Here is a 22,216-nt window from a genome sequence, read left to right as displayed (position 1 = left end):
GCTTTTTCCTGTGTAATGCCAACCTATGTTAAACCTTTCATAATCAACTGCTTTATAAGTGTTTTTAAACTATTTCCTATATTTTGAAAATATCGCTTTACCTCAAGTTAACTTGAGGTTTTATCATCATCCCCAATCTAAAAACACAATCTATCACCTTGTCGCCTAGTGCAGGTTTTGATGTTATCAAACAGACGTTACGAATCTTCAGTTATGAATTTTGAGCTCCGTAATTGAAGTCATGAGTGCAAAAAGGTGAGAAAAATGAACAAGGATCAACAATGAAAGTATTAGCGATTGGCGCGACCAACAGTACAACATCAATTAATCAACAACTTGCAGCGTACACCGCAGGTTTAGTCGAAGGCGCGCAAGTCGAGGTGCTCGACCTTAATGATTTCGAGATGCCAATTTACAGCGAGAAAAGAGAGCAAGATTCAGGTGTTCATCAACACGCTCAACGCTTTTTTAGCAAGATTGGCGAAGCAGATGCTGTGGTCATCTCTTTTGCAGAGTATAACGGCTCATACACCGTAGCCTTTAAGAATGTGTTTGATTGGACATCACGAATCGACATGAAAGTGTACCAAGGCAAACCTGTTGTGATGCTCTCCACATCACCAGGCCCAGGCGGCGCAAACTCTGTGTTGTCGTCTGCGGTAAATTCGGCACCTTACTTTGATGCAGATGTGAAGGGGTCGATGTCGGTGCCAAGTTTCTACGACAACTTTAATGTAGAAACGGGTGAGATCATCAATGCCGAAATGGCCGAGAGCCTGAAATCGATCATGAGTCAGATTTAGAGAGCGAGAACACCACAATAAAACAAAGCAGCCATGTTCACGATTGCTTTTCATTGCGCCCGTTGTCAAAGTTTAAGGACATTAATTGGTTAAGGTAACAATAGGTCGCTACTCTAAAGTTAAAGTAAGCTTTAAATATTTATGATCTCAAGGATAGTGTCGTAATGAGAAACATCGTATACCTCACCATAGGCCAGTTGGCTGAGCGCAGTGGCGTGGCTCCTTCGGCGTTACGTTTTTACGAAACCAAGGGGTTGATTGCTTCGATTCGTACTAACGGAAATCAGCGCCGTTATCAGTCGGCGATGTTGAGACGAATTGCGTTGATCCAAGTCGCGCAGTCGATAGGCTTCACGCTGGAAGAGATCACCGAAGAATTATCGACACTGCCGATGAACCATACCGCGACTAAGCGAGATTGGGAGCGCGTTGCTAAGAAGTGGCAGGGGCAACTCGACAGTAAAATGGCGCAGATTAAATCGCTACAAGAGAACTTAACCGGCTGTATCGGTTGCGGATGCTTGAGTATGCAAAAGTGCAACTTGCTAAATCCTGATGATATCTTGCATGACCAAGGGCAGGGCGCACAACGAATTGTTGAACAGACTAACTGAGTTCCCGAAAGGCATGGAACAGCGAACTAAGTTTCAGGTGTTTGCTCAATGGGTTAAGCAACAGTTGTGACCGAATAGCGTGCCTAGACAAACACGAATTATAGGTCTAGTTTAGATGGTTCTTTCAATAAAAGAAGAGGTTAGTTATGTTCAGCCATGTTTTTCTCGGTACCGATGATATTGAACGCGCGAAGGCTTTTTATGACCCAATCATGAAAGTGCTTGGTTATAGCGAAGGCTCTGTTGATCCCAAAGGGCGCTGTGTTTACGTTAGCCAAACGGGTGTGTTGGGCTTAACGAAGCCGATTGATGGTCAGCCTGCGACTCACGGCAACGGTATGACGGTGGGTTTTCTTGCGTCTTCTCCTGAAGTTGTAGATGAGTGGCATCGAGTTGGCGTCGAAAATGGCGGTACCAGCATTGAAAATGGCCCCGGAGCGAGAGGTTCTGACGAGCGTCGTTTGTACATGGCTTATTTGCGAGATCCTGATGGAAACAAGATTTGTGCAACGCACTTTATGCCGTAGTTTACGTTATGCCATCGTTCATTTTATGCCACAGTGGCGTATACTTAGATCATATTGATGGTTCGGAGTTGGCTAAGTTGCGGCTCTGGACTTGTTAGCTTCCCGATAACTCAAAATTTTGCAAAGGACTGGCTAGATGAAACCGAACGAACTGTTTTATGAAAGTTTTGAGCGCTGCCGGATTGACCAAGAATTTCTCGAAACGTTTTTGGCTGATTTTTGCGAGCATAACCCAAGGTTTTCAGAACGTTTTGAAAATATAGGGTTAGAGCAACAAACCAAGATGCTTAAAGCCTCGATCATTCTTATCTATAACTCTGCGGGTCTGCCGAGCGTACGAAATTCGGTAAAAAAGCTTGGGAAGCGACATAAAGATTTAGGAATGGATATCTCTGAGCAAGAACTCAACGAGTGGTTCAATTCGTTACTCAATACAGTTAAAAAATATGACCCTCACTACGATGAAAGCGTCGAACAAGCTTGGACAGAAACTCTCGAGGCCGGCTTAACTATCATGAAGAAAGAGTGCGTAGTTCCAAACACTGTGAATAACTAGGTCGTTGATGGGTAGTTTTGCTTGTTCGTTAGTTAAAACCGGCATTAACTCTTGAAAGATTGACATTGTCAGGTAAGCCTAACGATATCAGGCTTACCTCTTATTGTTTGACTAGAAATGAGCAGCCCAACCAATCAGGAACCCTTGCGATGCGGTATCGTATTCAAAGGTCCCCTTGTTTTCGTGATCAACCCAGGTCGATTTGTAGGCAACATTTAAGTCAGACCAACTGTTTATCTGGTATCGCACGCCAGTTAACAGAGATGAGGTAAAGTTGGTGTCACTACCAAGCCCTGCATCAATGGTTGCGTGAAACTTCCAATCCTTATTGATCTGCGTTATCCATCTCACACCTATTTGGTACTGTCCATCACGCGGTCACGTTTGGACGCACCTGTCACCTGAATACGAAGCGATGCTCGGTCAAAACGGTTGGGGACTTCAAGAAGTGGTCATGAAAGATCTTGATGATCACGTCGGTGAGATGATGGCGAAGATGGAAGAACTCGGTATTGCTGACAACACCATCATCATTTTCACTGCCGATAACGGCCCAGAGATCATGACTTGGCCAGATGGCGGTATGACACCTTATCACGGTGAGAAAGGCACAACTTGGGAAGGTGGCGTAAGAGCCCCTGCATTGGTTAGCTGGCCGGGTAAAATCCCAGCGGGTACTGTAGGCAATGGCATCTTTGATGGTATGGACTGGTTACCCACTCTGGTCGCTGCGGCTGGTGGTCCAACGGATCTAAAAGAAAAACTGCTGAAAGGTCACGATGGCTTTAAAGCGCACCTTGATGGTTACAACCAAGTGGATATGCTGACCGAGAAAGGCGAGTCAAACCGTAAAGAGATCTACTACTACGAACGAGACAAGCTGCAAGCGGTTCGTGTTGGTGATTGGAAGGCGCATTTCATCGTGCAAAACCACGGTTGGAGTGGCCCTAAAGAAGAGCTAAACGCACCATTGCTGTTTAACTTACGTCGTGACCCATACGAGCGAGCGGCGGAAGAGTCGGGCATGTACCTAAAATGGATGGGACAAAAAATGTGGGCATTTGGCCCCGGCACAAGCGGCTGTCCAACAACATCTAGCAACCTTCCAAGAGTGGCCTCCAGTGACGCCTGACTCTCCGGCAGAGAAGACCGGTGGTGTAGGTAACTAGTTAAATATCATAAAAAATCCCGCTCACACTGAGCGGGATTTTTGTTTGAAAGCGTCTTAACGTTGGTTCTGTTTTAGCGTCGTGTTTCGTTCAATGAACTTCACTGGCACCATCAGCTTAACCAAGCTTGTGTCTTGCTCTTGAATCTGGCTAACGACAATTTTCACTGATTCACGTGCAAGGCGTCTGAAATCTTGCTTGAAGGTAGTGAGTTGGTAGTTCAACCATTGAGTCTGTGGGATATCGTCAAAACCAATCACTTGAAGATCTTCTGGAATACGCAGGTTAAATTCTAAGCGCGCCACATCCATTACTGCCATCGCGAGGTTATCTGTCGCACAGAAAATCGCTTGAGGATGTGTGGGTTCTGAAAACAGAGTCCGAATGGTATCTAGAGCATCAAGGTAGTCATAGTCAGCTTCAATAACACGAGCTTGTTCACCGGTAAGTTCTTCAAATTCTGAGCAGAACCCTGCTTCACGTTCGCCGTTAGTGTAGGTTGGAACATTACCTGTCAGGTAAACCGCCGACTTTGTCCCTACGCTATGCAAATGCTGAGCGGCAACTTGGCCAGCGGCGTAGTTGTCGCTCACCACATGGCTACTCTTAGTCCCTTCAACAACACGTGCGAACTGAACGATAGGAATGTCGAATTCTTCACACTCTTCATAAAGCGACTTGTTAAAGGTCGCCGAAGCAGCAATTACGCCATCAACTCGGTATTGGAAGATATTAGGAATCGAGTGGTTGTCGTTTCCATCAACTTGCCAAGGAATCAATACCGCAGAGTAACCTTGTTTTTGTAGCTCAGTAGAGATAAGTTGCAGAGTTTTCATGTGGATAGGGTAGTCGGCATCTGGGAAAACTAAGCCAATCAATTTGGACTCATTTGTCGTCAGACTGCGGGCAAAGGCATTGGGACGATAGTTCAACGATTTTGCTGCATCGAACACTTTTTGCTTGGTCTTTTCAGACACTGAACTGCCCGGGACAAATACACGAGATACAGTTGATTGAGAAACGCCAGCAAGTTTAGCGACATCTTTAGAGGTGACGGTTGGCTTTGACGCCGTGGAGTGTTTTGGAGAGCTCATAGACCATACTTTTGAACCAAATTGATTGTGCATAGAGTAACATAATTAGGTACGTACTCAAAAATACAATATGCCATGATTGGATGGAAAATAAGGGTTAATAGAGAGTGTTGAATATTATTCTGGGTATGACCCAAAAAAGCTCTGCGTAAGAGCAGAGCTTTGTTTAAAGAATTTATGAATCGACTAACTGGGCGTTAGAAGTAGTAACGAATACCTGCAGCGAATTGGTCATCTCTGTTTTCGAATTTATTGCCAACGAGCTGATCTTTACCTAGGTCGAATTGGTATTCAGTCCAAACTAGGAATTTGTTCTTCTGGAAGTGGTATTCAACACCAGGGATAAGCAGGTTACGCTCATAGCCATCTGTTTGGTCATCACGATCTTCCATGTAGTTGTAGTTCAACGTAGGGCGTAGGCCATTGTCGAAGTGGTAGTACGTGTAGATTTCACCACCTAGGGTATCGAACATTACATCCGTACCGCCTTGGCTTACAGCTTCCCAGTTTTCGCCAACATGGAAAGTGGCACCTGCGTAGAAGCCGCCGTTGCTGTAGTTCGCACCCAATAGCATGATGCGCATGTTGTCGCCATTTTCTACGCCAACCACACCTGAGTCTAGGTCTGCAATTTCATTTTGGTGGTAAGCTGCACCTAGTGTTACGCCATCAACCGGTTTGTAAGTGATTGACGCACCCATTCCGTTTTTCAATGAAGCTGTCGCATTACTCGCTAGTGCCACTTCTTCACGTGTCGTTTGGTAAGTGAAGCCGTAGCTTACTTGGTCGTTGATTGAGTTACGGTAAGTAATGGAGTTTTCTGCTCGACCTGTACCAGATGCAATACCCCAGTCAGAAAGGTTGTAAACACCTGAGCCGCGAGTACCGAAGACACGACCTAAGTCGGTGTACCATGCGACGTCATAAAAAGTAGACCACTGCTTAGTACCTGCTGCGATCTTGCCGTATTTGTCGTGCTCTACGCCTGCGTATAGAAGTCGGTCGTAAATATTGTCGCCGTTAGCACCTGAGTTGTAACCCCATTCAGCATGGCCAAAGCCAGTCCAGCCGTTATCGAGTCCCATTTGACCTTTAAGGCCGAAACGAGAGCTACCGCTGTTCCACTCACCGTTGTGGTCGCCGCCCTTATCTTGGTAACGAACGTCGAAACGACCGTCTAAAGTAAGGCTATCGCCCGCGTCATTGGTAAAAGTGTGTGCAGCAAAAGCAGAACCTGAGGTAAGTGCTGTCAGGATCACTGCTGAAAGAATCGACTTTTTCATTGTAATTCTCTTTATTCAGGCCGTAGAAAGCCACCGTGCTTTCAAGCCCGTTATATTGGTAATGGTTTGGCAGGGTGTACCCCATCCATGAGGCACTAGTAGATTCAGTTATTAGTGGAGCAATAATGAATTGGTTGGAGCACTTACTAGGAGCGAGAAGGGTCCCCCAGTAAGCGTGGCAACCTAAATCAGATGTCTATTTAGGTTGCCACTATTTCGTTTCAATCTTTTGGATTAAAGCGTATCGATTACAGCGTTGGGTTCATGATGCTTGAAGTGCGTTCGAACACATCTAGACCTTGCTGTTGTAGCCAGTAAGGAAGGTCGATAAGAACCCAGTTCTCAGACAGCTTGTCACCATCACGGTAGTAAACGTCAACTACTTGCATGTTTGCACGTACTTCACCGCCAGTCATACCTAGGAAGCCACCTGTTGGTGTGTTTGATAGGTTTGGCCAACCGAAGAAACAAGAGAAGTTACCTTCAGCGAAACGACAAACGTGGCCGTTGAACTTCTTGTCTTTCAGGTTGTTACGGAAAGGAAGTTGGTGCTGTTGTTGGTAGCGAGGAATTGTGTAAGACGCGCCGATACCACATGGGCCGTACCAAATCATGTCTTTTGACCAGCTCTTCGCTAGTACTTCTGGTGGGCAACCCATCGCGCCGCTGTCGTTAAGAGCAGACAGGTCATCAACCATTTTGTTTACTAGAGCAAGTGTCGCAACACCTTCTTCTGGAGCCGCGTCTTCGAATAGCAGACCGTCGTGGTTACGTGGGCCAGGGTATACGAAGTGCTTACCAGTTGATGGTGGAAGTGGGTAGCAACCCGCTTGATCCATCATGCCTAGTAGGTCTAGAAACAGGCCTGTCTTAGTGATTTTGCCATCAACAACACAGTTAAATTCTGCGTAGCGAACGTTCATGATCTTGCCAGTTGGGCGCATACCTAGGTATTCAGCGTCGAATAGACCCATGAAGTGACCCATGCTCATTACCCAAATCTCATCTGGGTTAACTTCGTTGTTACCACCGATGAAGATGTCTTGACGACGCTGCATGCGAGTCATTGACTTCATCATTGGTGCCCAGAATACGTCAGCTGCTGCTTGTGCGCCTTCTTGCTCTCGGAATGGGTAAACACCGCGCCACAAGTAATCTTCAGAAGTGTGTGCTTTTAAAACTTCAGCAACGTTCTCGTGAGTTGCGTTTTCCATTGCATCGAAGTATTCACGAACAATGCGTTTCGCTTCTTGATATTTAGACATAATAATTTCTCTTTGTGTTGTCGAGTCAACATTCGGAACAGGACTCGATTTGATTTTGTTACCGGCTGACTTATCAGCCGGCTTTAAACTTTTCGTATTTGAACTTCAGCGTATGAGTGTCGAATTAAGCTTTTGCTGCTTCAGCTTTTTTGCTCTTATCGAAGACGCCACCTTTTAGAGTTTCAGGCAGTGTTAGCCATAGTAGGCCGGCGATAATCCATACGATTGGTGAGCCCCACATTGCTGTTTGTAGGTCGGTACGCTCTTGGATGAAGATAAGAACCATTGGTGCCCACATGCCGATAATACGACCGCCATGGAATAAAGCTGCACCATAGCTACGCAAGCGTGCTGGGAACAATTCAGAGAAGTAACCGCCCCATACTGCAGAAGCAGACAGGCCGAAGTTGTAGATAAGACCTAGAAGAGCCAGCATGTTTAGGCCGCCAATCATCATGTCACCAGGTGCGACAAAGAAGATAGAAACCATGATACCTGCGAGGATGAAGCCGAACGCGTTGATCTTACGACCGTACTTATCTGCTGCCCATCCCCAGAACCAAGCACCGAAGAGTGAACCAAATGCTGAGATAGAGAAGATCAAACCGATGGTTGCACCATCAAACATACGAACATCTTTCAGGTAGGTAGTTACAAAGCCACCGAAGAATTGGAATCCGTAGAAGTTAAGACCAGAAAGAAGTAAACAAGTAATCGTAATTTTGCGGTAAGGCTTGCTTAACATCTCACCCCAAGAACCTTTTTTAGCTTCGGTTACTTCACCAGCTGCATTGGTTGTGGTTTGTTGATCTTCTTCACCGTAGGCGATCACTGTTTTGTCGCTTGGTAATACAAAGATCATTAACGCTGCTGCTACAAGCGGTGGAATACCACCTACCCACATTAGGCTCTGCCAAGGTGCATCAACACTTGTAATGAAGGCTGCGTAAGCGCCCATTGCCACTAAAGCAACAGAGAACATTGAAGAAGCAAAAGCAGTCAACTTACCGCGAACCGTTGGTGTAAATAGGCCAATCATCAAAGATACAGCTACAGTGAAGTAACCGCCTAAAGACAGTCCAATGATGAAACGCATTGCGGCCCAAGTGGCGTAGTCGGTAAACATCATGTTGATGATGGTTGCACCACCGTTTAATGCCGTAATTGCTACTAGCGTGGACTTTTTGCCGAACTTGGTTGCGAACCATGCACAGCTCAGTGCACCAATCAGAGCACCAACAGACTGCCAAGTGTAGAACTGAGCGGTATCAGAAAGGCTAATACCAGCATATTCTTCCACAATGTATGGGCGTACGTAGTCAATAATTACAAAGTTATAACAATAAAAAAAGTAACCTACTAGAATTGCTAGATATGCGGCTACCCTTTGAATCATAGGAACTTCGCTCATGTGTTTTTTAATGGTCATGACCGATAAACCTTTATTTTATATAGGGTGGTTTTGGTTTTAATTATTGTGTGTTGATTATTTAGCTTCATCACACCGTCTTCATTTCGGGAGAGATAATAGAATTTTTGTGGTTATTAGATCCGTGATCAAAGTCAATTTTAAAATGAGTGCGTACCCATTTTGTGCATTTTAGTGATCTTGATCTCATTTAACTGGGTTTTTGTGCTTTGTGGGGCGATTTGAGTGTTTAATCGTCTATCTTAGTGATAATAGTCACACTTATTGTGGGTTTTTGAGGGAAAACATCCATTTTTGAGTACTATTGGCAGCGAATTAATTGCGACATACAATAAACGGAATCTAAAAATGGTTACGTACTCAAGTTTTGTGGTTATTGCTCTTTATGTGCTAACTACTTTGTTTATCAGCTACTTAGTTAATAGGCGCTATAGCGTCGGTGGCGACTTTTCGACTGGTGGAAAACAGTTTGGTTGGTTTACGGCAGGTGTGTCGATTCTTGCAACCTACATCAGCGCAATGACGTTCGTTGGCATGCCGGGCTGGGTTTATAGCTCAGGCATGGAAGCGATGAGCGTACATTTGAACTATCCAATAGTGATCTTTTTCACTGTGCTTTTCTTTGTTCCGGTGTTTTACAAGCTCGGCCTAACCTCGATTTACGAATACCTAGAGCACCGCTTTGGCGTTGTTGCTCGCACGATCAATTCCATCGTGTTCATTGTGGTTCAGTGTATTTCGGCAGGGGTTATTCTGTATGCGGTAGCCCTGATCTTAGTGCAAGTGCTGCCAGTGAGTATCTCTGAGGCGATCATCTACATCAGCGTATTTACTGCGTTGTATACCTATGCGGGTGGTATCTCGACTGTAATCTGGACTGACATGCTTCAGTCAGCAGTGTTGATTATCGGCAGCATTGCGATCTTTGTTTTATTGCTGATGAAAATCGATGCGGGCGAGATGTTGTCTCCTGAACATTTGAATATCATCAATCTCGATTTTGACTTAGGCGTCGATACCACATTGTGGGCCGGCGTAGTGGCTGTGAGCTTCTTGCACCTGAGTGTGTATGGCACTAACCAACTGATTATTCAAAGAACATTGGCGACTAAGTGTGTTAAAACAGCGCAAAAATCGATGTTGCTTTGTGGCTACGGCGCATTTTTTGTTTATCTGTTCTTTGCTGTGATGGGGGTGCTGTTAAGTGTCTTTTATCAAGACAGCAGTTTTGAAAACAGCAACGAAGTGATTCTCGATTTTGTGTTTAACCATACCAACCCAATCATTGTTGGTTTGGTGATCTCAGCACTTTCGGCTGCGGCAATGTCGACATTGGATTCCACCTATAACTCAATGGCGACGGTCGCAACGTTCGATTTCTATAAGCGCTTCTTCCGTAAGCAAGCCTCTGACGCGCACTATGAATCAGTGGCTAGAAAAATGAGCCTGGTTGCTGCAGCGTCGGTTGTTGTGCCTGCGTTACTGGCTGTTTCTAATGAATCAGTGCTTAAAACGATTGCGAGCTTAACCTCTATTTTTGTTGGTATTCGCCTTGGCTCTTTCATCTTGGGTTTGTTCTTCAAACAAGCAAACGAGAAAGGCGTAATTGCGGGCAGTATTGGCAGTGTGGCCGTCGTATTCATCGCCAAATACAGCGGAATAGCTTGGCCTTGGTTTGCCTTGATTGGCACTGTGGTTTTCTTAGTGTTAGGTGTTGTTGTGAGCCGCTTCTGGGGAGAGGTAACCGAGCAACAAAATGAATTTATAGAAAAGCAAAAGCATTTGTTTGCAAAGCCTACCGCGAGTCATTATGGCTTGTTGGTGTTCGCTGTTGTGACGATTGCTGCTTGTACTGTTATCCCTGATTGGCTTTATGCCGCTCTTTCTTAATTGACCGATTTTTTACTGGTATATCTATGTTATCGATCTTTGATATCTACAAAATTGGTGTTGGGCCATCGAGCTCTCACACCAACGGCCCAATGATTGCGGGTTTCCATTTCACACAATTAATCGCTGATAAAATCGCAGAAGTGACGCGTATTCAGGTGGATTTATACGGTTCTTTGTCATTGACTGGCATAGGTCACCACACCGACAGAGCTACAATATTGGGGCTACTAGGCAATAAACCAGACACCATCAAAATCACCAGCGCAAACCAAGCAATGCGTCATGCCGTAGACAGTGGTGAGATGGATTTAGCGGGCACCAAGCACATTGCCTTCAACTACGAAACCGACATGTTGTTCCACAAAGACAATCTGCCTCTGCATGAAAATGGCATGATGATTACTGCGTTTGACCAGAGTGGCAACGTGATTGTCGATGAAACTTATTATTCGATTGGCGGCGGTTTTATCGCAACTGCTGATGAACTGCAAAATGGTACTCAAACCCAAGCGGTAGAAGTTCCTTTCCCGTTCAAAAACGCCGATGAAATGCTTCAACAAGCTGACAATAGTGGGATGAGCCTCGGTGGTATGATTCTAAAAAATGAAGCGGAGTTCGAAGGCGCTGACATTATTTCAGAGAAAGCGGATCAAATCTGGCGAGTGATGAGTCGTTGTATGGAGCGTGGCTTTGAAACCGAAGGCATTCTTGATGGTGGTTTGAACGTAACTCGTCGTGCGCCTAACCTACTGAAAAAGTTAGAAGCGAATGCGGCGGTTGAAAACGACCCAATGGAAATCATGGATTGGATTAACTTGTTTGCGTTTGCGGTTAGCGAAGAAAATGCGGCTGGTGGCCAAGTGGTAACATCACCAACCAATGGTGCGGCGGGCGTTATTCCTGCTGTGTTGATGTACTACCATCGCTTCATTAAAGAGTTGGATACTAAGCAGTTAAAAGATTTCTTAGCGGTATCGGGCGCGATTGGTATTCTGTACAAAACTAACGCTTCGATCTCTGGTGCGGAAGTGGGATGCCAAGGTGAGGTAGGCGTATCATCCTCTATGGCGGCTGCGGGATTAACGGCACTACGCGGTGGCAGCAATGAGCAGATCTGTATTGCGGCGGAAATCGCGATGGAACACTCATTGGGTATGACTTGTGACCCAATTGGCGGCTTGGTTCAAGTGCCGTGTATCGAGCGAAATGCGATGGGTGCGATGAAGGCAATTAATGCATCTCGCATGGCATTGAAGCGAAACTGCAAGTCTTTGATCTCACTCGATAAGGTCATCGCAACCATGTACCAAACCGGTAAAGACATGAACAAGAAATATCGTGAAACATCACTCGGTGGTTTAGCCTTGATCCATTTAGCTCATCCTTGTGAATAGCTAAGCCAGTTAACCCAGTAAATAATAACGTTAAGCCCAGAGCCTTAGACTTTAGAAATCTATCGCGGCTGGGCTTTTTGTTTTATGTGTTTTAGGGAGCTAATCTGAAAGCGGTAATCGATAGCTGTTTTTCAACTCTTTTACTGAGATGTTCGACTGAATCGCACTCACGCCTTTGACTCGTCTGATCGAGCTAATACGCTCAAAGTACTCTTCCAAATCTTTGGCCAACACTTGCACCATGTAATCGGCGCCGCCTGCAATGCAGTGACACATAGGAATCCAATCGGTTACCGCGACAAATTCTTCGAATGGTTCTGTGTTTTCAACTTCATGGTTACCCAAGGTCACAAGAGTAAAACCAGCCACATGAAAGCCTAATTTCTTACGATTCAGCTTAGCGGCGTAACCATCGATATAGCCAGTTTCCTCCATGCGTTTCCAACGACGCCAGCATGGGGTTTCGCTGAGGTTGACCTTCTCTGCGAGCTTGCTGTTGCTCATGCGTCCGTCTTGCTGGATATGCTCTAAGATGGCGATATCTGTGTCATCTAACACTTCTTTGGTGGATTCTTTCTGTTTCATGGCTATTTTAGAAAAGTCTTGCTCAAATTTGGATTAATATTAGCCTATATAGCAATTTAATTCCTAGTCGAATCTGTAAACTCTCCCCCTATAAATACTTTACTTATTAGGAGTGAGAGGAAATGAGCTCTCAATTAATGCTGGCGTTCTTGCTATTTTCAACATCAATAGCAATTACCCCTGGGGCAGGCAATATCGCATTACTTGGGATTTCAAGTCGTTATGGATTTGCTGCGACTTTACCTTTTATCTCTGGGAACGCTGTTGGCATCATCATCGTACTGGCGGGTTCTAGTGTCGGTTTGGTTAGCCTATTTACCCTTTACCCAGAGCTATACAACATTTTGAAATACGCGGGTGCGGCTTATTTGCTGTTCATGGCGTGGTCGATTGCGAATATGCAAATCGAAGAAAGCACCACTGACAATCGTTCAGGCTTTGTGTCGGGTGTGTTGGTGCAGGTGTTAAATCCTAAAGGTTGGATAGCGTCATTAACCGTGTTTTCGCAGTTCATCACTCCGAATGCAGATTACTTGATTCAAGTCGTGACCATTATCGCGGGTATGGTGATTACCGGTGTACCGTGCATGTTGGTGTGGGCGTATTGCGGCACCATGCTTAAAAAGCTACTGCAATCACCAAAACAGATGATGTTTGTGAACCGTTGCTTGGGCGGAAGCTTAGCGATGGTGGTTGCCTTTATGCTTTATCAACCGGCGTAAATCACAAAGAAAAAAACCACTCCTAAATCCATAAGAGTGGCGTCTAAATGTCGACTAAGTCGTTAACAGTAAAGAATTAAGTTAACAAATATTTAAGGAACTTGAGTTAAAAGCTTTAAGCTTTTCAGTGTAAAGGTTAAGCGGTTTCAGCCTCTTTAACTGGAGCTGAGTTACGGATTAGGTGGTCAAATGCACCTAAGCTTGCTTTCGCACCTTCACCCATCGCAATGATGATCTGTTTGTAAGGTACGGTTGTTACGTCACCCGCTGCGAACACACCTTTCATTGATGTTGCGCCATGAGCGTTAATTTCAATTTCACCGCGTGGTGAGAGCTCAACTTTCGAACCCTTCAACCATTCGCTGTTTGGCATCAGGCCGATTTGAACAAAGATACCTGCGAGTTCAATCTGTTTAAGTTCATCGGTGTTGCGGTCTTTGTATTCCAGACCGGTTACACGGTTGCCATCACCAATCACTTGCGTTGTTTGTGCCATCTTGATGATTTCTATGTTTGGTGTTGCGTTCGCTTTGTCGATAAGCACTTGGTCGGCACGCAATGTGTCTGCAAATTCAAGTACGGTTACGTGTTCAACGATACCCGCTAAATCAATTGCCGCTTCGATGCCTGAGTTACCACCACCAATAACCGCTGTTTTCTTACCTTTGAATAAAGGACCGTCACAGTGTGGGCAGTAAGCGACGCCTTTATTGCGGTACTCTTGCTCACCCGGAACGTTCATTTCACGCCAGCGAGCACCGGTACTTGTGATAACCGTGCGAGTTCGTAGTGTTGCGCCGCTCTCTAGCTCAACGTGGATGTAGCCGTCTTCAGTGTCTTCTGCTGCAATGATGTTTGCAGCGCGCTGCTCAGTCATCACTTCAACACCGTACTCTTTTACGTGCTCTTCAAGGCTTGCCACTAATTTAGGGCCAGTTGTCGCTTTTACTGAGATAAAGTTCTCAATCGCCATGGTGTCCATCACTTGGCCGCCGAATCGGTCAGCAACCACACCAGTACGAATGCCTTTACGTGCAGCATAAATTGCCGCTGAAGAACCTGCAGGGCCGCCGCCGACAACCAATACATCAAACGGTGCTTGTTGGTTTAGGTTTGCTGCTTTCTTTTCCGCTGCGCCTGAATCAACCTTGTTAAGGATTTCAGCCAGTGACATACGGCCTTGACCAAATAGCTCACCATTAACGAATACACTTGGTACTGCCATGATGTCGCGAGACTTCACTTCATCTTGGAATGCTGCGCCGTCGATCATCGTTGTCTTAACCAGAGGATTAATCGCCGACATCATATTGAAGGCTTGAACCACTTCTGGACAGTTTTGGCATGAGAGCGAGATAAAAATCTCTACATTAAGCTCTTGATCGAGTTCTTTAATTTGCTCGATTACGTCCGCTTCAAGCTTGATAGGGTGACCACCACTATGAAGCAGTGCTAGAACCAGTGACGTAAATTCGTGACCCATTGGCAAACCGGCAAAACCGATCGCGGTGCCTTTCTCTTGGTTCACGACCTGCATGATAGGGCTGCGAGTGCTTGCGCTGTCATCGCGAGTCACTTCAATTTTATCGGTTAAAGACGAGATGTCATTCGCCAGATCTTGAAGTTTGTTCGCGGTGTCGCTGCCATCCAGGCTAAGCACTAACTGAACATTGGTTTTTAGGTTTTCTAGGTATGCTTTTAGCTGCTGCTTCATTGCTTGATCTAACATAATCGTGCCTGCTCTTAAATTCTGTGTCTTGGTATTGACCAATACCTTCTTGCTGAAAAAGGAAAATAAAAAGGGGGCGCAAGTCGGCAAATATTGTGGTGTTGATGTTTTGAAAGGGTGGCGCGCGACTGCCCTTTAGGAGGGGGGCCGAAGCGCGCCTGTAGAACCGTTTAGCTATTCTTGTTAGCTAGGCTTAGATTAAATCTTGCCTACTAGGTCTAGAGATGGAGCTAGAGTCTCTTCGCCTTCTTTCCATTTAGCTGGGCAAACTTCACCTGGGTTAGCGGCTACGTATTGTGCTGCTTTAACCTTGCGTAGTAGGTCTTCTGCGTCACGGCCGATGCCTTCAGCTGTGATTTCCATTGCTTGGATAACGCCTTCAGGGTCGATTAGGAACGTTGCACGGTCTGCAAGGCCTTGACCTTCACGCATAACGTTGAAGTTATTTGTGATGTTGCCAGTTTGGTCGCCTACCATGAAGTATTCGATAGTGCCGATTTTGTCAGAAGTATCGTGCCATGCTTTGTGAGAGAAGTGAGTGTCAGTTGATACTGAGTAAACTTCTACGCCGCGAGATTGAAGCTCTGCGTATTTGTCTTGTAGGTCAACTAGCTCAGTTGGACATACAAACGTGAAGTCTGCTGGGTAGAAGAAGAATACAGCCCACTTGCCTTTAACGTCTTGCTCAGTGATTTCTACGAATTCGCCGTTTTTGAATGCTGTTGCGTTGAATGGTTTGATTTCTGTGTTGATCATGATTTGACTCTCTTTCTAATTTATAGTGTTTAACGCTATCCCGCGTCGATGTAGATATATTGCATTGCCACCGAAAATTAGTGAAATCGGACATTTCTATAGATTCAATAGGCGAATCCTATCTTCGAAAGGAAAAGGCTATCGGTAAAAGCTATCAACAAAAACAATTAACAAAAGCCATCAAACATCAACAACTCCCAATTTAAGTAGCTATGCTCTTTAGGTTGTTCTCTACATTGGGCTTATCTCTATTGGTGTGTGTATCTATGTATCTATGTATCTATGTATCTATGTGTCTATGTAGGTAGGGTTCGGTATGGTTTCTTTGCGTGAGTTGAGTTGTTATATTAAACTGTAAATAACAAAAAATTATCATTAATATAAATTATGATAATTTCAGTTAATTAACGCATGTACCTATACTCTCTCCATCGAAACGAAACACCGAAGCTAGACTTCGAAAAGCACAGAATTTAAAACGAATTTGGAGCAAGTTATGAAAATGAATCACGTAGGCATCATGGTGGGTGACATGGACCAAGCAGTCGAGTTTTACACGAAAGCTCTAGGTCTAAGAATCGTAATGAACAACACCAAAGTGATGGAAGAGCGTGAATCAGCAATCGGACGTATGTGTATCGCAGTATTTGGCGAAGGCTTCAAAGGCTTCAACATTGCACACCTAGTAACATCTGATGGTATCGGTGTTGAGCTGTTCGAAATGAAAGATCGTCAAGAGCGTCACGAAGTAGACTTCTCTCGCGTAGGCATTTTCCACTTCTGTCTACAGCTTCCAAAAGAGCAGTTTCATTCAGCGATTAAGCGCGTTGAAGAGTTTGGCGGTAAGGTTCGTATGGACATCATGCGTTACCACCCAGAAGACGAACTAAAACAAGCGCAAATGGTTTACCTAGAAGACCCGTTTGGCAACCTATTCGAATTCTACTCGCACACATACGAAGACACGTACGCGACTGATTACGAGTAATCGCGTTACCTGCCTGTTATAAGGCAGAAAAACGAAACACCCCCTAAAGAGGATTGGTAGAGATACCAATCCTTTTTTGTATTTGGACTCATAGAGTAAACCAGATAAGGTGACCATTTTTTGTTCATTTATTGCACCAATACAAGCCGATGATGTTGTTCCGTAGTGCAACACGTTAGGAAGATTAAATTTAAATAGTTGATAATTAAGATGTAAATAATTGGCATACATGTTGCCTTATTACCTTTATGTAGATTGTATACAATAAAAAATACATAAAGGAAGTCACATGGAACAGAACAGTGAATTGATCTACGGATTAGACGATCGACCATCAGTTAAAGCAGCCAGTTACGCGGCGCTGCAGCATGTATTAGCCAGCTTTGTTGGCATTATCACACCAACGCTCATTATTGGCGGTGTTTTAGGGTTGGGTGAACACATCCCTTATTTGATCAGCATGGCACTGATGGTGTCTGGGGTCGGCACTTTTATACAAGCTAGGAAAATAGGGCCAGTTGGCGCAGGGATGATCTGTGTCCAAGGGACCAGCTTTGCGTTCTTAGGTTCTGTGTTAGGTGCGGGTTTTCTTGTTAAATCAAATGGAGGTGGGCCGGATGAAATGCTCGCCACCATTTTTGGTGTCTGCTTCTTTGGTGCATTTGTCGAAATCGTCCTATCGCGCTTTATCGAAAAACTCAAAGTAGTGATCACGCCCGTTGTTACTGGCATCGTTATCACGACGATTGGTGTCTCTTTGATTAAAGTCGGCGTCACTGATATCGCTGGTGGTGTTGGCGCAGAAGATTTTGGTTCTGGAAGCAATTTGATGTTGGGTGCGATTGTGCTCGGAACCATAGTGGCACTTAACCTAAGCAACAACACCATGGTAAGGCTGTCGTCGATTTTAGTCGGATTGGTTGTAGGGTGGGGCGTTGCTATTCTGATGGGCAAAGCGCCAATGGTTTCTTTTGCATCTCAACCGCTATTGAGTATCCCAGTCCCATTTAAATATGGCTTCGCTTTTGATTGGCAAGCCTTCCTGCCTATCGCTTTTATCTACTTGATTACTGTTATTGAAACGACGGGTGACCTTACCGCCAATAGCATGTTCTCAGGCCAACCAGTTAAGGGTCCAAAATACATCAATCGACTCAAGGCGGGCGTGCTAGGTGACGGTGTGAACTCGCTCATCGCAGCGGTATTCAATACTTTTCCGAACACGACTTTCAGCCAGAACAACGGTGTGATCCATTTTACGGGGATCGCGAGTCGCTACATCGGCTACTTCATTGCCGCGATTCTTTTTCTGTTAGGGTTATTTCCCATCTTAGGTGCGGTTTTAATGACGATTCCAAAGCCAGTATTGGGCGGGGCGACATTAGTGATGTTCGGTACGGTTGCTGCGGCGGGCATCAAAATCATCGCCAATGAAAAACTGGATCGCCGCAGAATTATGACGATTGCCATCTCACTAGGCTTAGGGCTTGGGGTGATGCTAGTGCCGGATTTATTGAAAGAAGCGCCCAAGCTAGTGCAAAGCATATTTGGCTCACCTGTAACCATGTCTGGTATTGCCGCGCTTGTGATTACCGGGTTGATGTCTTTGGTGCCTGAAACTAAAGCCAAATCGATGACGAATTCGGTACAAACCAGTAAAGCGTAACTTATACAGCCGAGAAGAAGCGTAGGTGACTGATTACGGACAATTGCGCTTAAGGCAGAAAAACGAATTACCCCTAAAGAGGATTGGTAGAGATACCAATCCGCTTTTGTATTTGGATGTTTGGCTGAGTGACTTATCTACATGAAGCGATTAAGAAATATACAGATTTAAGACGTTGTTAAAGTTGACGTTTTGACGATAAAACCTTTCATGAATATGACGGAAGAAAGTGTCGTTCATGAAAACATTCCGTCATCATACCGAATGGTAGCCTTGGCTGAGCAGTGACTATACTCAGCATTATATTGCTAACCAACAACAACGAAAATAGAGAAACATGCAGAGATTAGCGCACACAAACCACATGAAAAAATTACATATTATCTTTACCGCTCTTATCCTTATGATATTAGCCGGATGCACCTCAACGTCGGCTGTCGGCAGTTCTAAAACAAAGGAATATGCCAAGTCACATGCTCTTGCTGGTAAAGCTTCTTGGTATGGCGATAAATTCCATGGAAGGCTCACAGCAAGTGGTGAGACGTATAATATGAATGCGACTACTGCGGCTCATAAAACCTTGCCATTCGGGACTATCGTGAGAGTGACCAATACAAACAATAACAAGTCTGTTGATGTGAAAATTAATGATCGAGGCCCTTATGTAAAAGGCCGAGTGATCGATCTGTCGCACAAGGCATTTGCAAAAATCGGCAACGTTAAACAAGGCACAGTGCCTGTTAAAATCGAGATTGTTGATGATAGTAATACCTTTCGATACAAACACTAGAATCCCCTCCTAACCTCCCCTTGGTTTACATCTACGACCCCTTACCAGTAGTGGGAAAGGGGAGGAACAGAACCTCGATATCGGTGAATCAATAGCTTATTTATGCTGACTCAATAAGGCTGCTTTGTAGCCTTTTTTGTGCCTTTCGATAATCCATTTTTAATAAGATTATCTTATTTCTAATATGTGGGTTGATGATGTTATGTGGTCAATAAATCAGTGTCTTAGTTTTCTTATTATTAGGGTTCATTGAAATTCATTGTGAAATAATGAAAAGCTGAACTAATCCAAAATTGGTTGTGGCGGGCGTGTAATAGAAAGGGGGAGGTACAATTGATGGGAGAAGAAGACTCTCAAAGAGAGGAAAATTACATTTCCTTACTCACTGAAGTAAATCTGAAATATTAGTGACACGGTTCTGAAATTTTTGGTGTTTAGCTTATGGGCTTCTATATCGCATTCAAATAAGGAAATACCCGTGAAGCTAACCCCTGTCGTTGCAGCCCTAATTATGTCTTTTAGCTCAGCAAGCTATGCTTTCAGTCTTCAACAATCTGCCAATGAAAACAGTGAAGATCTCGTATGGACAGGGCACCTAAGCCCAGACAGCGACACGGTAATGTCTGCGATGCTCGCGGCTCATATCTATGGCGGTACAGCGACAGTACCAGAGCCTATCAATCCAGAATCCACCTTCATCTTGAACTACTGTAATGCTGAATCTCCCCGCGTAGAGACAGATTACTCTTCATATCGAGTGGGGCTGGTGGATTTCAATCAAGTCACTCAACTAGCACCAACTATCGACCAAGCATCGATTGTTGCTGTGGTTGATCATCACGCAATTGGTGGCTCACCGATTAATACACCACAAATTGTCGAAATGGATATTCGAGGTTGGGGATCGGCTGCAACTATTCTGGCTGACAACGCTGAAAAGCTGGATGTGTCACTACCTAAGCACCTTGCTTGTGTAGGCTTAGGCGCAATCCTTTCTGACACTGTGGTATTCCAATCATCAACCACTACTGAGCATGATCGTGAGTATGCTGAAAAGCTGGCAAAAGTTGCAGGTATTTCAGATATCGAAGATTTCGGTCAACAGATGCTGATTGCTAAGTCGGATCTCAGTCACCTTTCTTCTGAAACCATTCTGACGCTGGATTACAAAAACTTTAAATACGGTGGCAAACAGGTGGGTATCGGTGTCGCTGAAACGCTAACGGCTCAACAACTGATTGACCGTAAAGATGAGCTTTTGGCGGCTATGAAAGCCTACAAAGAAGAGAACGGCTTGGACCATCTGTTCTTCTCTATCACAGACACTAAGAACAAAGAAGCAAACTTACTTTGGGTAGATGAAAGCGACTATCAAGTCATCAAATCGGCTTTCAACGCTGAACCAACAAGCGACATGCTGACATTAGAAGGCGTCACTTCGCGTAAGCGTCAGATTGGCCCTGCGGTACAAAAGGCAATAGAGAGCTTGTAGAGAATAAGAACCGTTACTTTATAAACAAGTAGTGAAGGGATTGGTAGAGATACCAATCCCTTTTTGTTTTGGGTGTGTTGAATTGGATTTGGATAAAATTGAGTTGCGCTTTTTCTAATTTAACAAAGCTTATGGATAACCCGGATCTAACATAGCCCTTATGATACGAATCCCAAAGGACATTCACGACCAACCACGTGAAGAGTTAGACTTAGAGCAGCCTTAAACAAGTAACCAATCCTAGTCGCGGCTTTCTATTATCGGTAAGTTAGTATTCATAGTTTGAACTAATAATACAGTGTTTTATTGTTTATAGTAAACCCCAGACAGAATGACTAACAGGACAATGAAATGACCTCAATCAAAACCATTGGTTTAACAGCTATCGCACTTGCACTTATGACAATTACTGGCTGTACCAGCTTAAAGGTAAAGGCTGCGAACGCCTTCGTGTCTGACCCAATTATCACACACGCAGACCACGACCAACTTACCGAAGCCAGTTCGAAAATCGATGGTATCCGTTATACATCAATGACGACGACGATCATCACGACCAAAGCAGCAAAGCGCACAAATGGAGTTGCTCGCGTAGACATCGAGGCTGATGGAATCGAAGAGGTGCAATCAAAATGGCATGGTGAAGAACACGTTTGTCAGATGTACCACGATCGCATGAACAATCCAGAAACTGAGGGCCTGTCAGACATCGTTGGTAATGGATTGGCGCTGAACTACCAGATCGCTATTCGTGGTGTTGATGGTCAGTCCTATACTTGTTCTGGGCATGTAGATCCCCTATAACAAAAAATAACACTGCGCTTTACTGGGTCTATTTCAAAATTTGGAAACGAATTTTTGTTTATAGATGTTTGGTGAACAATGTGCCTGTTTTTCACATTAGCTAGTTGTATTACTCGTGCCATACCTAATGAAACGTTTGGGGCACTTTCGAGATAGGAAGTATCAAAGGTAAAAATTCATCCTACGAAGCTTCTGGACATAAATGAGTTTCGAAGAACCAAGTATTAGCAAATCACGAATTAGCATAAGTATGGAAAGTCACTAAGCTCACTGTCCAGTATTGTTTTTACACAAATATGACATTGATGAATGCCATAAGCTATCGATATAAACATCAATGTATTGTATTATTATATCCGTATTTATACTTATTAGGATTTTCTATGTTGATTCACGAATTTTCGAATAAGGACGTTACCGCTGAGCATGTAATTTTGGCTCAAGCAATACTAGCAGGGACTGCTCAAGGTGATAAAAGTAAAGCACAGCGCTTTATGATTTTTGTAAATGAGATTCCAGATGCGCCGACTGTGCAAAACCTGATTCCACGCTTTAGTCAATTTATGAAGCGCTTTAAAGCCAGCTGACATTCAGAATACGTTACACAGGGATGTGTAATTAAGATCACCAACTCCCCCCCTAACCACTACCTACTTT

Annotated in this window: 20 protein-coding genes and 2 pseudogenes; 14 read left to right on the top strand and 8 right to left on the bottom strand. The window is 44.5% G+C overall.

Annotation, left to right across the window (positions count from 1 at the left end):
- The first annotated feature begins 281 nt into the window (after positions 1-281).
- The 4 genes from LMH68_RS03165 (at position 282) to LMH68_RS03150 (ending at position 2,500) form a co-directional block, all read left to right on the top strand.
- Positions 282-803, top strand: a complete 522-nt coding sequence (locus LMH68_RS03165; RefSeq protein ID WP_229648047.1) for an NADPH-dependent FMN reductase — start codon at positions 282-284, stop codon at positions 801-803.
- Positions 804-967: 164 nt separating this feature from the next.
- A complete protein-coding gene (gene soxR, locus LMH68_RS03160) occupies positions 968-1,417 on the top strand; it encodes a redox-sensitive transcriptional activator SoxR (protein ID WP_017062186.1) in 450 nt (149 codons plus the stop codon).
- Positions 1,418-1,563: 146 nt separating this feature from the next.
- Positions 1,564-1,944, top strand: coding sequence for a VOC family protein (locus LMH68_RS03155; RefSeq protein ID WP_017062185.1), 381 nt, complete (start codon positions 1,564-1,566; stop codon positions 1,942-1,944).
- Between the two features lie 136 nt (positions 1,945-2,080).
- Positions 2,081-2,500, top strand: coding sequence for a globin (locus LMH68_RS03150; RefSeq protein WP_017065249.1), 420 nt, complete (start codon positions 2,081-2,083; stop codon positions 2,498-2,500).
- Between the two features lie 111 nt (positions 2,501-2,611).
- Here LMH68_RS03150 and LMH68_RS03145 read toward each other — a convergent pair.
- A pseudogene (locus LMH68_RS03145) lies at positions 2,612-2,863 on the bottom strand (DUF481 domain-containing protein); the annotation flags it as partial.
- Between LMH68_RS03145 and LMH68_RS03140 the strand changes: the two are divergent.
- A pseudogene (locus LMH68_RS03140) lies at positions 2,859-3,669 on the top strand (sulfatase-like hydrolase/transferase); the annotation flags it as partial. The pseudogenes LMH68_RS03145 and LMH68_RS03140 sit on opposite strands and share 5 nt — an antisense overlap.
- A 56-nt stretch (positions 3,670-3,725) precedes the next feature.
- Here the strand turns inward: LMH68_RS03140 and LMH68_RS03135 are convergent.
- The 4 genes from LMH68_RS03135 to LMH68_RS03120 form a co-directional block, all read right to left on the bottom strand.
- Positions 3,726-4,763: a LacI family DNA-binding transcriptional regulator gene (locus tag LMH68_RS03135; RefSeq protein ID WP_229648048.1), complete on the bottom strand. Its 1,038-nt coding sequence runs from the start codon at positions 4,761-4,763 to the stop codon at positions 3,726-3,728.
- A 197-nt stretch (positions 4,764-4,960) separates the two neighbouring features.
- A complete protein-coding gene (locus LMH68_RS03130; protein WP_017065839.1) occupies positions 4,961-6,046 on the bottom strand; it encodes a porin in 1,086 nt (361 codons plus the stop codon).
- A 248-nt stretch (positions 6,047-6,294) separates the two neighbouring features.
- The gene (locus LMH68_RS03125; RefSeq protein ID WP_017065254.1) at positions 6,295-7,311 is read right to left on the bottom strand and encodes a nuclear transport factor 2 family protein; all 1,017 of its coding nucleotides are present in this window, start codon (positions 7,309-7,311) and stop codon (positions 6,295-6,297) included.
- A 124-nt stretch (positions 7,312-7,435) separates the two neighbouring features.
- On the bottom strand, positions 7,436-8,740 hold the full coding sequence (locus LMH68_RS03120) for an MFS transporter (RefSeq protein WP_017104144.1): 1,305 nt from the start codon (positions 8,738-8,740) through the stop codon (positions 7,436-7,438).
- A 348-nt stretch (positions 8,741-9,088) separates the two neighbouring features.
- On the opposite strand from LMH68_RS03120, the gene LMH68_RS03115 reads away from it, so the two are divergent.
- Both LMH68_RS03115 and LMH68_RS03110 read left to right on the top strand, forming a co-directional pair.
- Complete coding sequence (locus tag LMH68_RS03115; protein ID WP_017065256.1) at positions 9,089-10,630, top strand: sodium:solute symporter family transporter; 1,542 nt, start codon at positions 9,089-9,091, stop codon at positions 10,628-10,630.
- Positions 10,631-10,656: 26 nt separating this feature from the next.
- Complete coding sequence (locus LMH68_RS03110) at positions 10,657-12,027, top strand: L-serine ammonia-lyase (RefSeq protein ID WP_136979737.1); 1,371 nt, start codon at positions 10,657-10,659, stop codon at positions 12,025-12,027.
- A 99-nt stretch (positions 12,028-12,126) separates the two neighbouring features.
- On the opposite strand, the gene LMH68_RS03105 is transcribed toward LMH68_RS03110, so the two are convergent.
- On the bottom strand, positions 12,127-12,612 hold the full coding sequence (locus LMH68_RS03105; RefSeq protein WP_017065258.1) for an Lrp/AsnC family transcriptional regulator: 486 nt from the start codon (positions 12,610-12,612) through the stop codon (positions 12,127-12,129).
- Positions 12,613-12,734: 122 nt separating this feature from the next.
- Between LMH68_RS03105 and LMH68_RS03100 the strand changes: the two genes are divergently transcribed.
- Positions 12,735-13,334: a LysE family translocator gene (locus LMH68_RS03100; protein ID WP_229648049.1), complete on the top strand. Its 600-nt coding sequence runs from the start codon at positions 12,735-12,737 to the stop codon at positions 13,332-13,334.
- Between the two features lie 136 nt (positions 13,335-13,470).
- Here LMH68_RS03100 and ahpF read toward each other — a convergent pair whose 3' ends face one another.
- Entirely contained in the window at positions 13,471-15,063 is a 1,593-nt protein-coding gene (gene ahpF / locus LMH68_RS03095; RefSeq protein WP_229648050.1) for an alkyl hydroperoxide reductase subunit F, read from the bottom strand.
- A 198-nt stretch (positions 15,064-15,261) separates the two neighbouring features.
- Entirely contained in the window at positions 15,262-15,819 is a 558-nt protein-coding gene (gene ahpC, locus LMH68_RS03090; protein WP_016798107.1) for an alkyl hydroperoxide reductase subunit C, read from the bottom strand.
- Between the two features lie 496 nt (positions 15,820-16,315).
- Between ahpC and LMH68_RS03085 the strand changes: the two genes are divergently transcribed.
- From LMH68_RS03085 to LMH68_RS03060, 6 genes are all read left to right on the top strand, one after another.
- A complete protein-coding gene (locus LMH68_RS03085) occupies positions 16,316-16,807 on the top strand; it encodes a VOC family protein (RefSeq protein WP_229648051.1) in 492 nt (163 codons plus the stop codon).
- A gap of 289 nt (positions 16,808-17,096) precedes the next feature.
- Entirely contained in the window at positions 17,097-18,473 is a 1,377-nt protein-coding gene (locus tag LMH68_RS03080; RefSeq protein WP_229648052.1) for a uracil-xanthine permease family protein, read from the top strand.
- 337 nt (positions 18,474-18,810) lie between these two features.
- Positions 18,811-19,263 carry a septal ring lytic transglycosylase RlpA family protein gene (locus tag LMH68_RS03075; protein ID WP_102320537.1) on the top strand — a complete coding sequence of 151 codons (453 nt, stop codon included), beginning with the start codon at positions 18,811-18,813 and terminating at the stop codon, positions 19,261-19,263.
- Positions 19,264-19,741: 478 nt separating this feature from the next.
- Positions 19,742-20,755, top strand: a complete 1,014-nt coding sequence (locus tag LMH68_RS03070; RefSeq protein ID WP_102449337.1) for a manganese-dependent inorganic pyrophosphatase — start codon at positions 19,742-19,744, stop codon at positions 20,753-20,755.
- Between the two features lie 351 nt (positions 20,756-21,106).
- The gene (locus LMH68_RS03065) at positions 21,107-21,559 is read left to right on the top strand and encodes a hypothetical protein (RefSeq protein WP_229648053.1); all 453 of its coding nucleotides are present in this window, start codon (positions 21,107-21,109) and stop codon (positions 21,557-21,559) included.
- 383 nt (positions 21,560-21,942) lie between these two features.
- On the top strand, positions 21,943-22,146 hold the full coding sequence (locus LMH68_RS03060; protein WP_004736343.1) for a hypothetical protein: 204 nt from the start codon (positions 21,943-21,945) through the stop codon (positions 22,144-22,146).
- The last annotated feature ends 70 nt before the right edge of the window (positions 22,147-22,216 follow it).

This window comes from Vibrio sp. F13 (assembly GCF_020806305.2).
Classification (GTDB): Bacteria; Pseudomonadota; Gammaproteobacteria; order Enterobacterales; family Vibrionaceae; genus Vibrio; species Vibrio crassostreae_C.
This window is presented reverse-complemented; position numbering and strand designations above follow the sequence as displayed.

What these genes read in the sequence shown, in the direction of transcription:
- LMH68_RS03165 (WP_229648047.1), top strand. Translation starts at nt 282, where the DNA reads ATGAAAGTATTAGCGATTGGCGCGACCAACAGTACAACATCAATTAAT.
- soxR (WP_017062186.1), top strand. Translation starts at nt 968, where the DNA reads ATGAGAAACATCGTATACCTCACCATAGGCCAGTTGGCTGAGCGCAGT.
- LMH68_RS03155 (WP_017062185.1), top strand. Translation starts at nt 1,564, where the DNA reads ATGTTCAGCCATGTTTTTCTCGGTACCGATGATATTGAACGCGCGAAG.
- LMH68_RS03150 (WP_017065249.1), top strand. Translation starts at nt 2,081, where the DNA reads ATGAAACCGAACGAACTGTTTTATGAAAGTTTTGAGCGCTGCCGGATT.
- LMH68_RS03135 (WP_229648048.1), bottom strand. Translation starts at nt 4,763, where the DNA reads ATGAGCTCTCCAAAACACTCCACGGCGTCAAAGCCAACCGTCACCTCT.
- LMH68_RS03130 (WP_017065839.1), bottom strand. Translation starts at nt 6,046, where the DNA reads ATGAAAAAGTCGATTCTTTCAGCAGTGATCCTGACAGCACTTACCTCA.
- LMH68_RS03125 (WP_017065254.1), bottom strand. Translation starts at nt 7,311, where the DNA reads ATGTCTAAATATCAAGAAGCGAAACGCATTGTTCGTGAATACTTCGAT.
- LMH68_RS03120 (WP_017104144.1), bottom strand. Translation starts at nt 8,740, where the DNA reads ATGACCATTAAAAAACACATGAGCGAAGTTCCTATGATTCAAAGGGTA.
- LMH68_RS03115 (WP_017065256.1), top strand. Translation starts at nt 9,089, where the DNA reads ATGGTTACGTACTCAAGTTTTGTGGTTATTGCTCTTTATGTGCTAACT.
- LMH68_RS03110 (WP_136979737.1), top strand. Translation starts at nt 10,657, where the DNA reads ATGTTATCGATCTTTGATATCTACAAAATTGGTGTTGGGCCATCGAGC.
- LMH68_RS03105 (WP_017065258.1), bottom strand. Translation starts at nt 12,612, where the DNA reads ATGAAACAGAAAGAATCCACCAAAGAAGTGTTAGATGACACAGATATC.
- LMH68_RS03100 (WP_229648049.1), top strand. Translation starts at nt 12,735, where the DNA reads ATGAGCTCTCAATTAATGCTGGCGTTCTTGCTATTTTCAACATCAATA.
- ahpF (WP_229648050.1), bottom strand. Translation starts at nt 15,063, where the DNA reads ATGTTAGATCAAGCAATGAAGCAGCAGCTAAAAGCATACCTAGAAAAC.
- ahpC (WP_016798107.1), bottom strand. Translation starts at nt 15,819, where the DNA reads ATGATCAACACAGAAATCAAACCATTCAACGCAACAGCATTCAAAAAC.
- LMH68_RS03085 (WP_229648051.1), top strand. Translation starts at nt 16,316, where the DNA reads ATGAAAATGAATCACGTAGGCATCATGGTGGGTGACATGGACCAAGCA.
- LMH68_RS03080 (WP_229648052.1), top strand. Translation starts at nt 17,097, where the DNA reads ATGGAACAGAACAGTGAATTGATCTACGGATTAGACGATCGACCATCA.
- LMH68_RS03075 (WP_102320537.1), top strand. Translation starts at nt 18,811, where the DNA reads ATGCAGAGATTAGCGCACACAAACCACATGAAAAAATTACATATTATC.
- LMH68_RS03065 (WP_229648053.1), top strand. Translation starts at nt 21,107, where the DNA reads ATGACCTCAATCAAAACCATTGGTTTAACAGCTATCGCACTTGCACTT.
- LMH68_RS03060 (WP_004736343.1), top strand. Translation starts at nt 21,943, where the DNA reads ATGTTGATTCACGAATTTTCGAATAAGGACGTTACCGCTGAGCATGTA.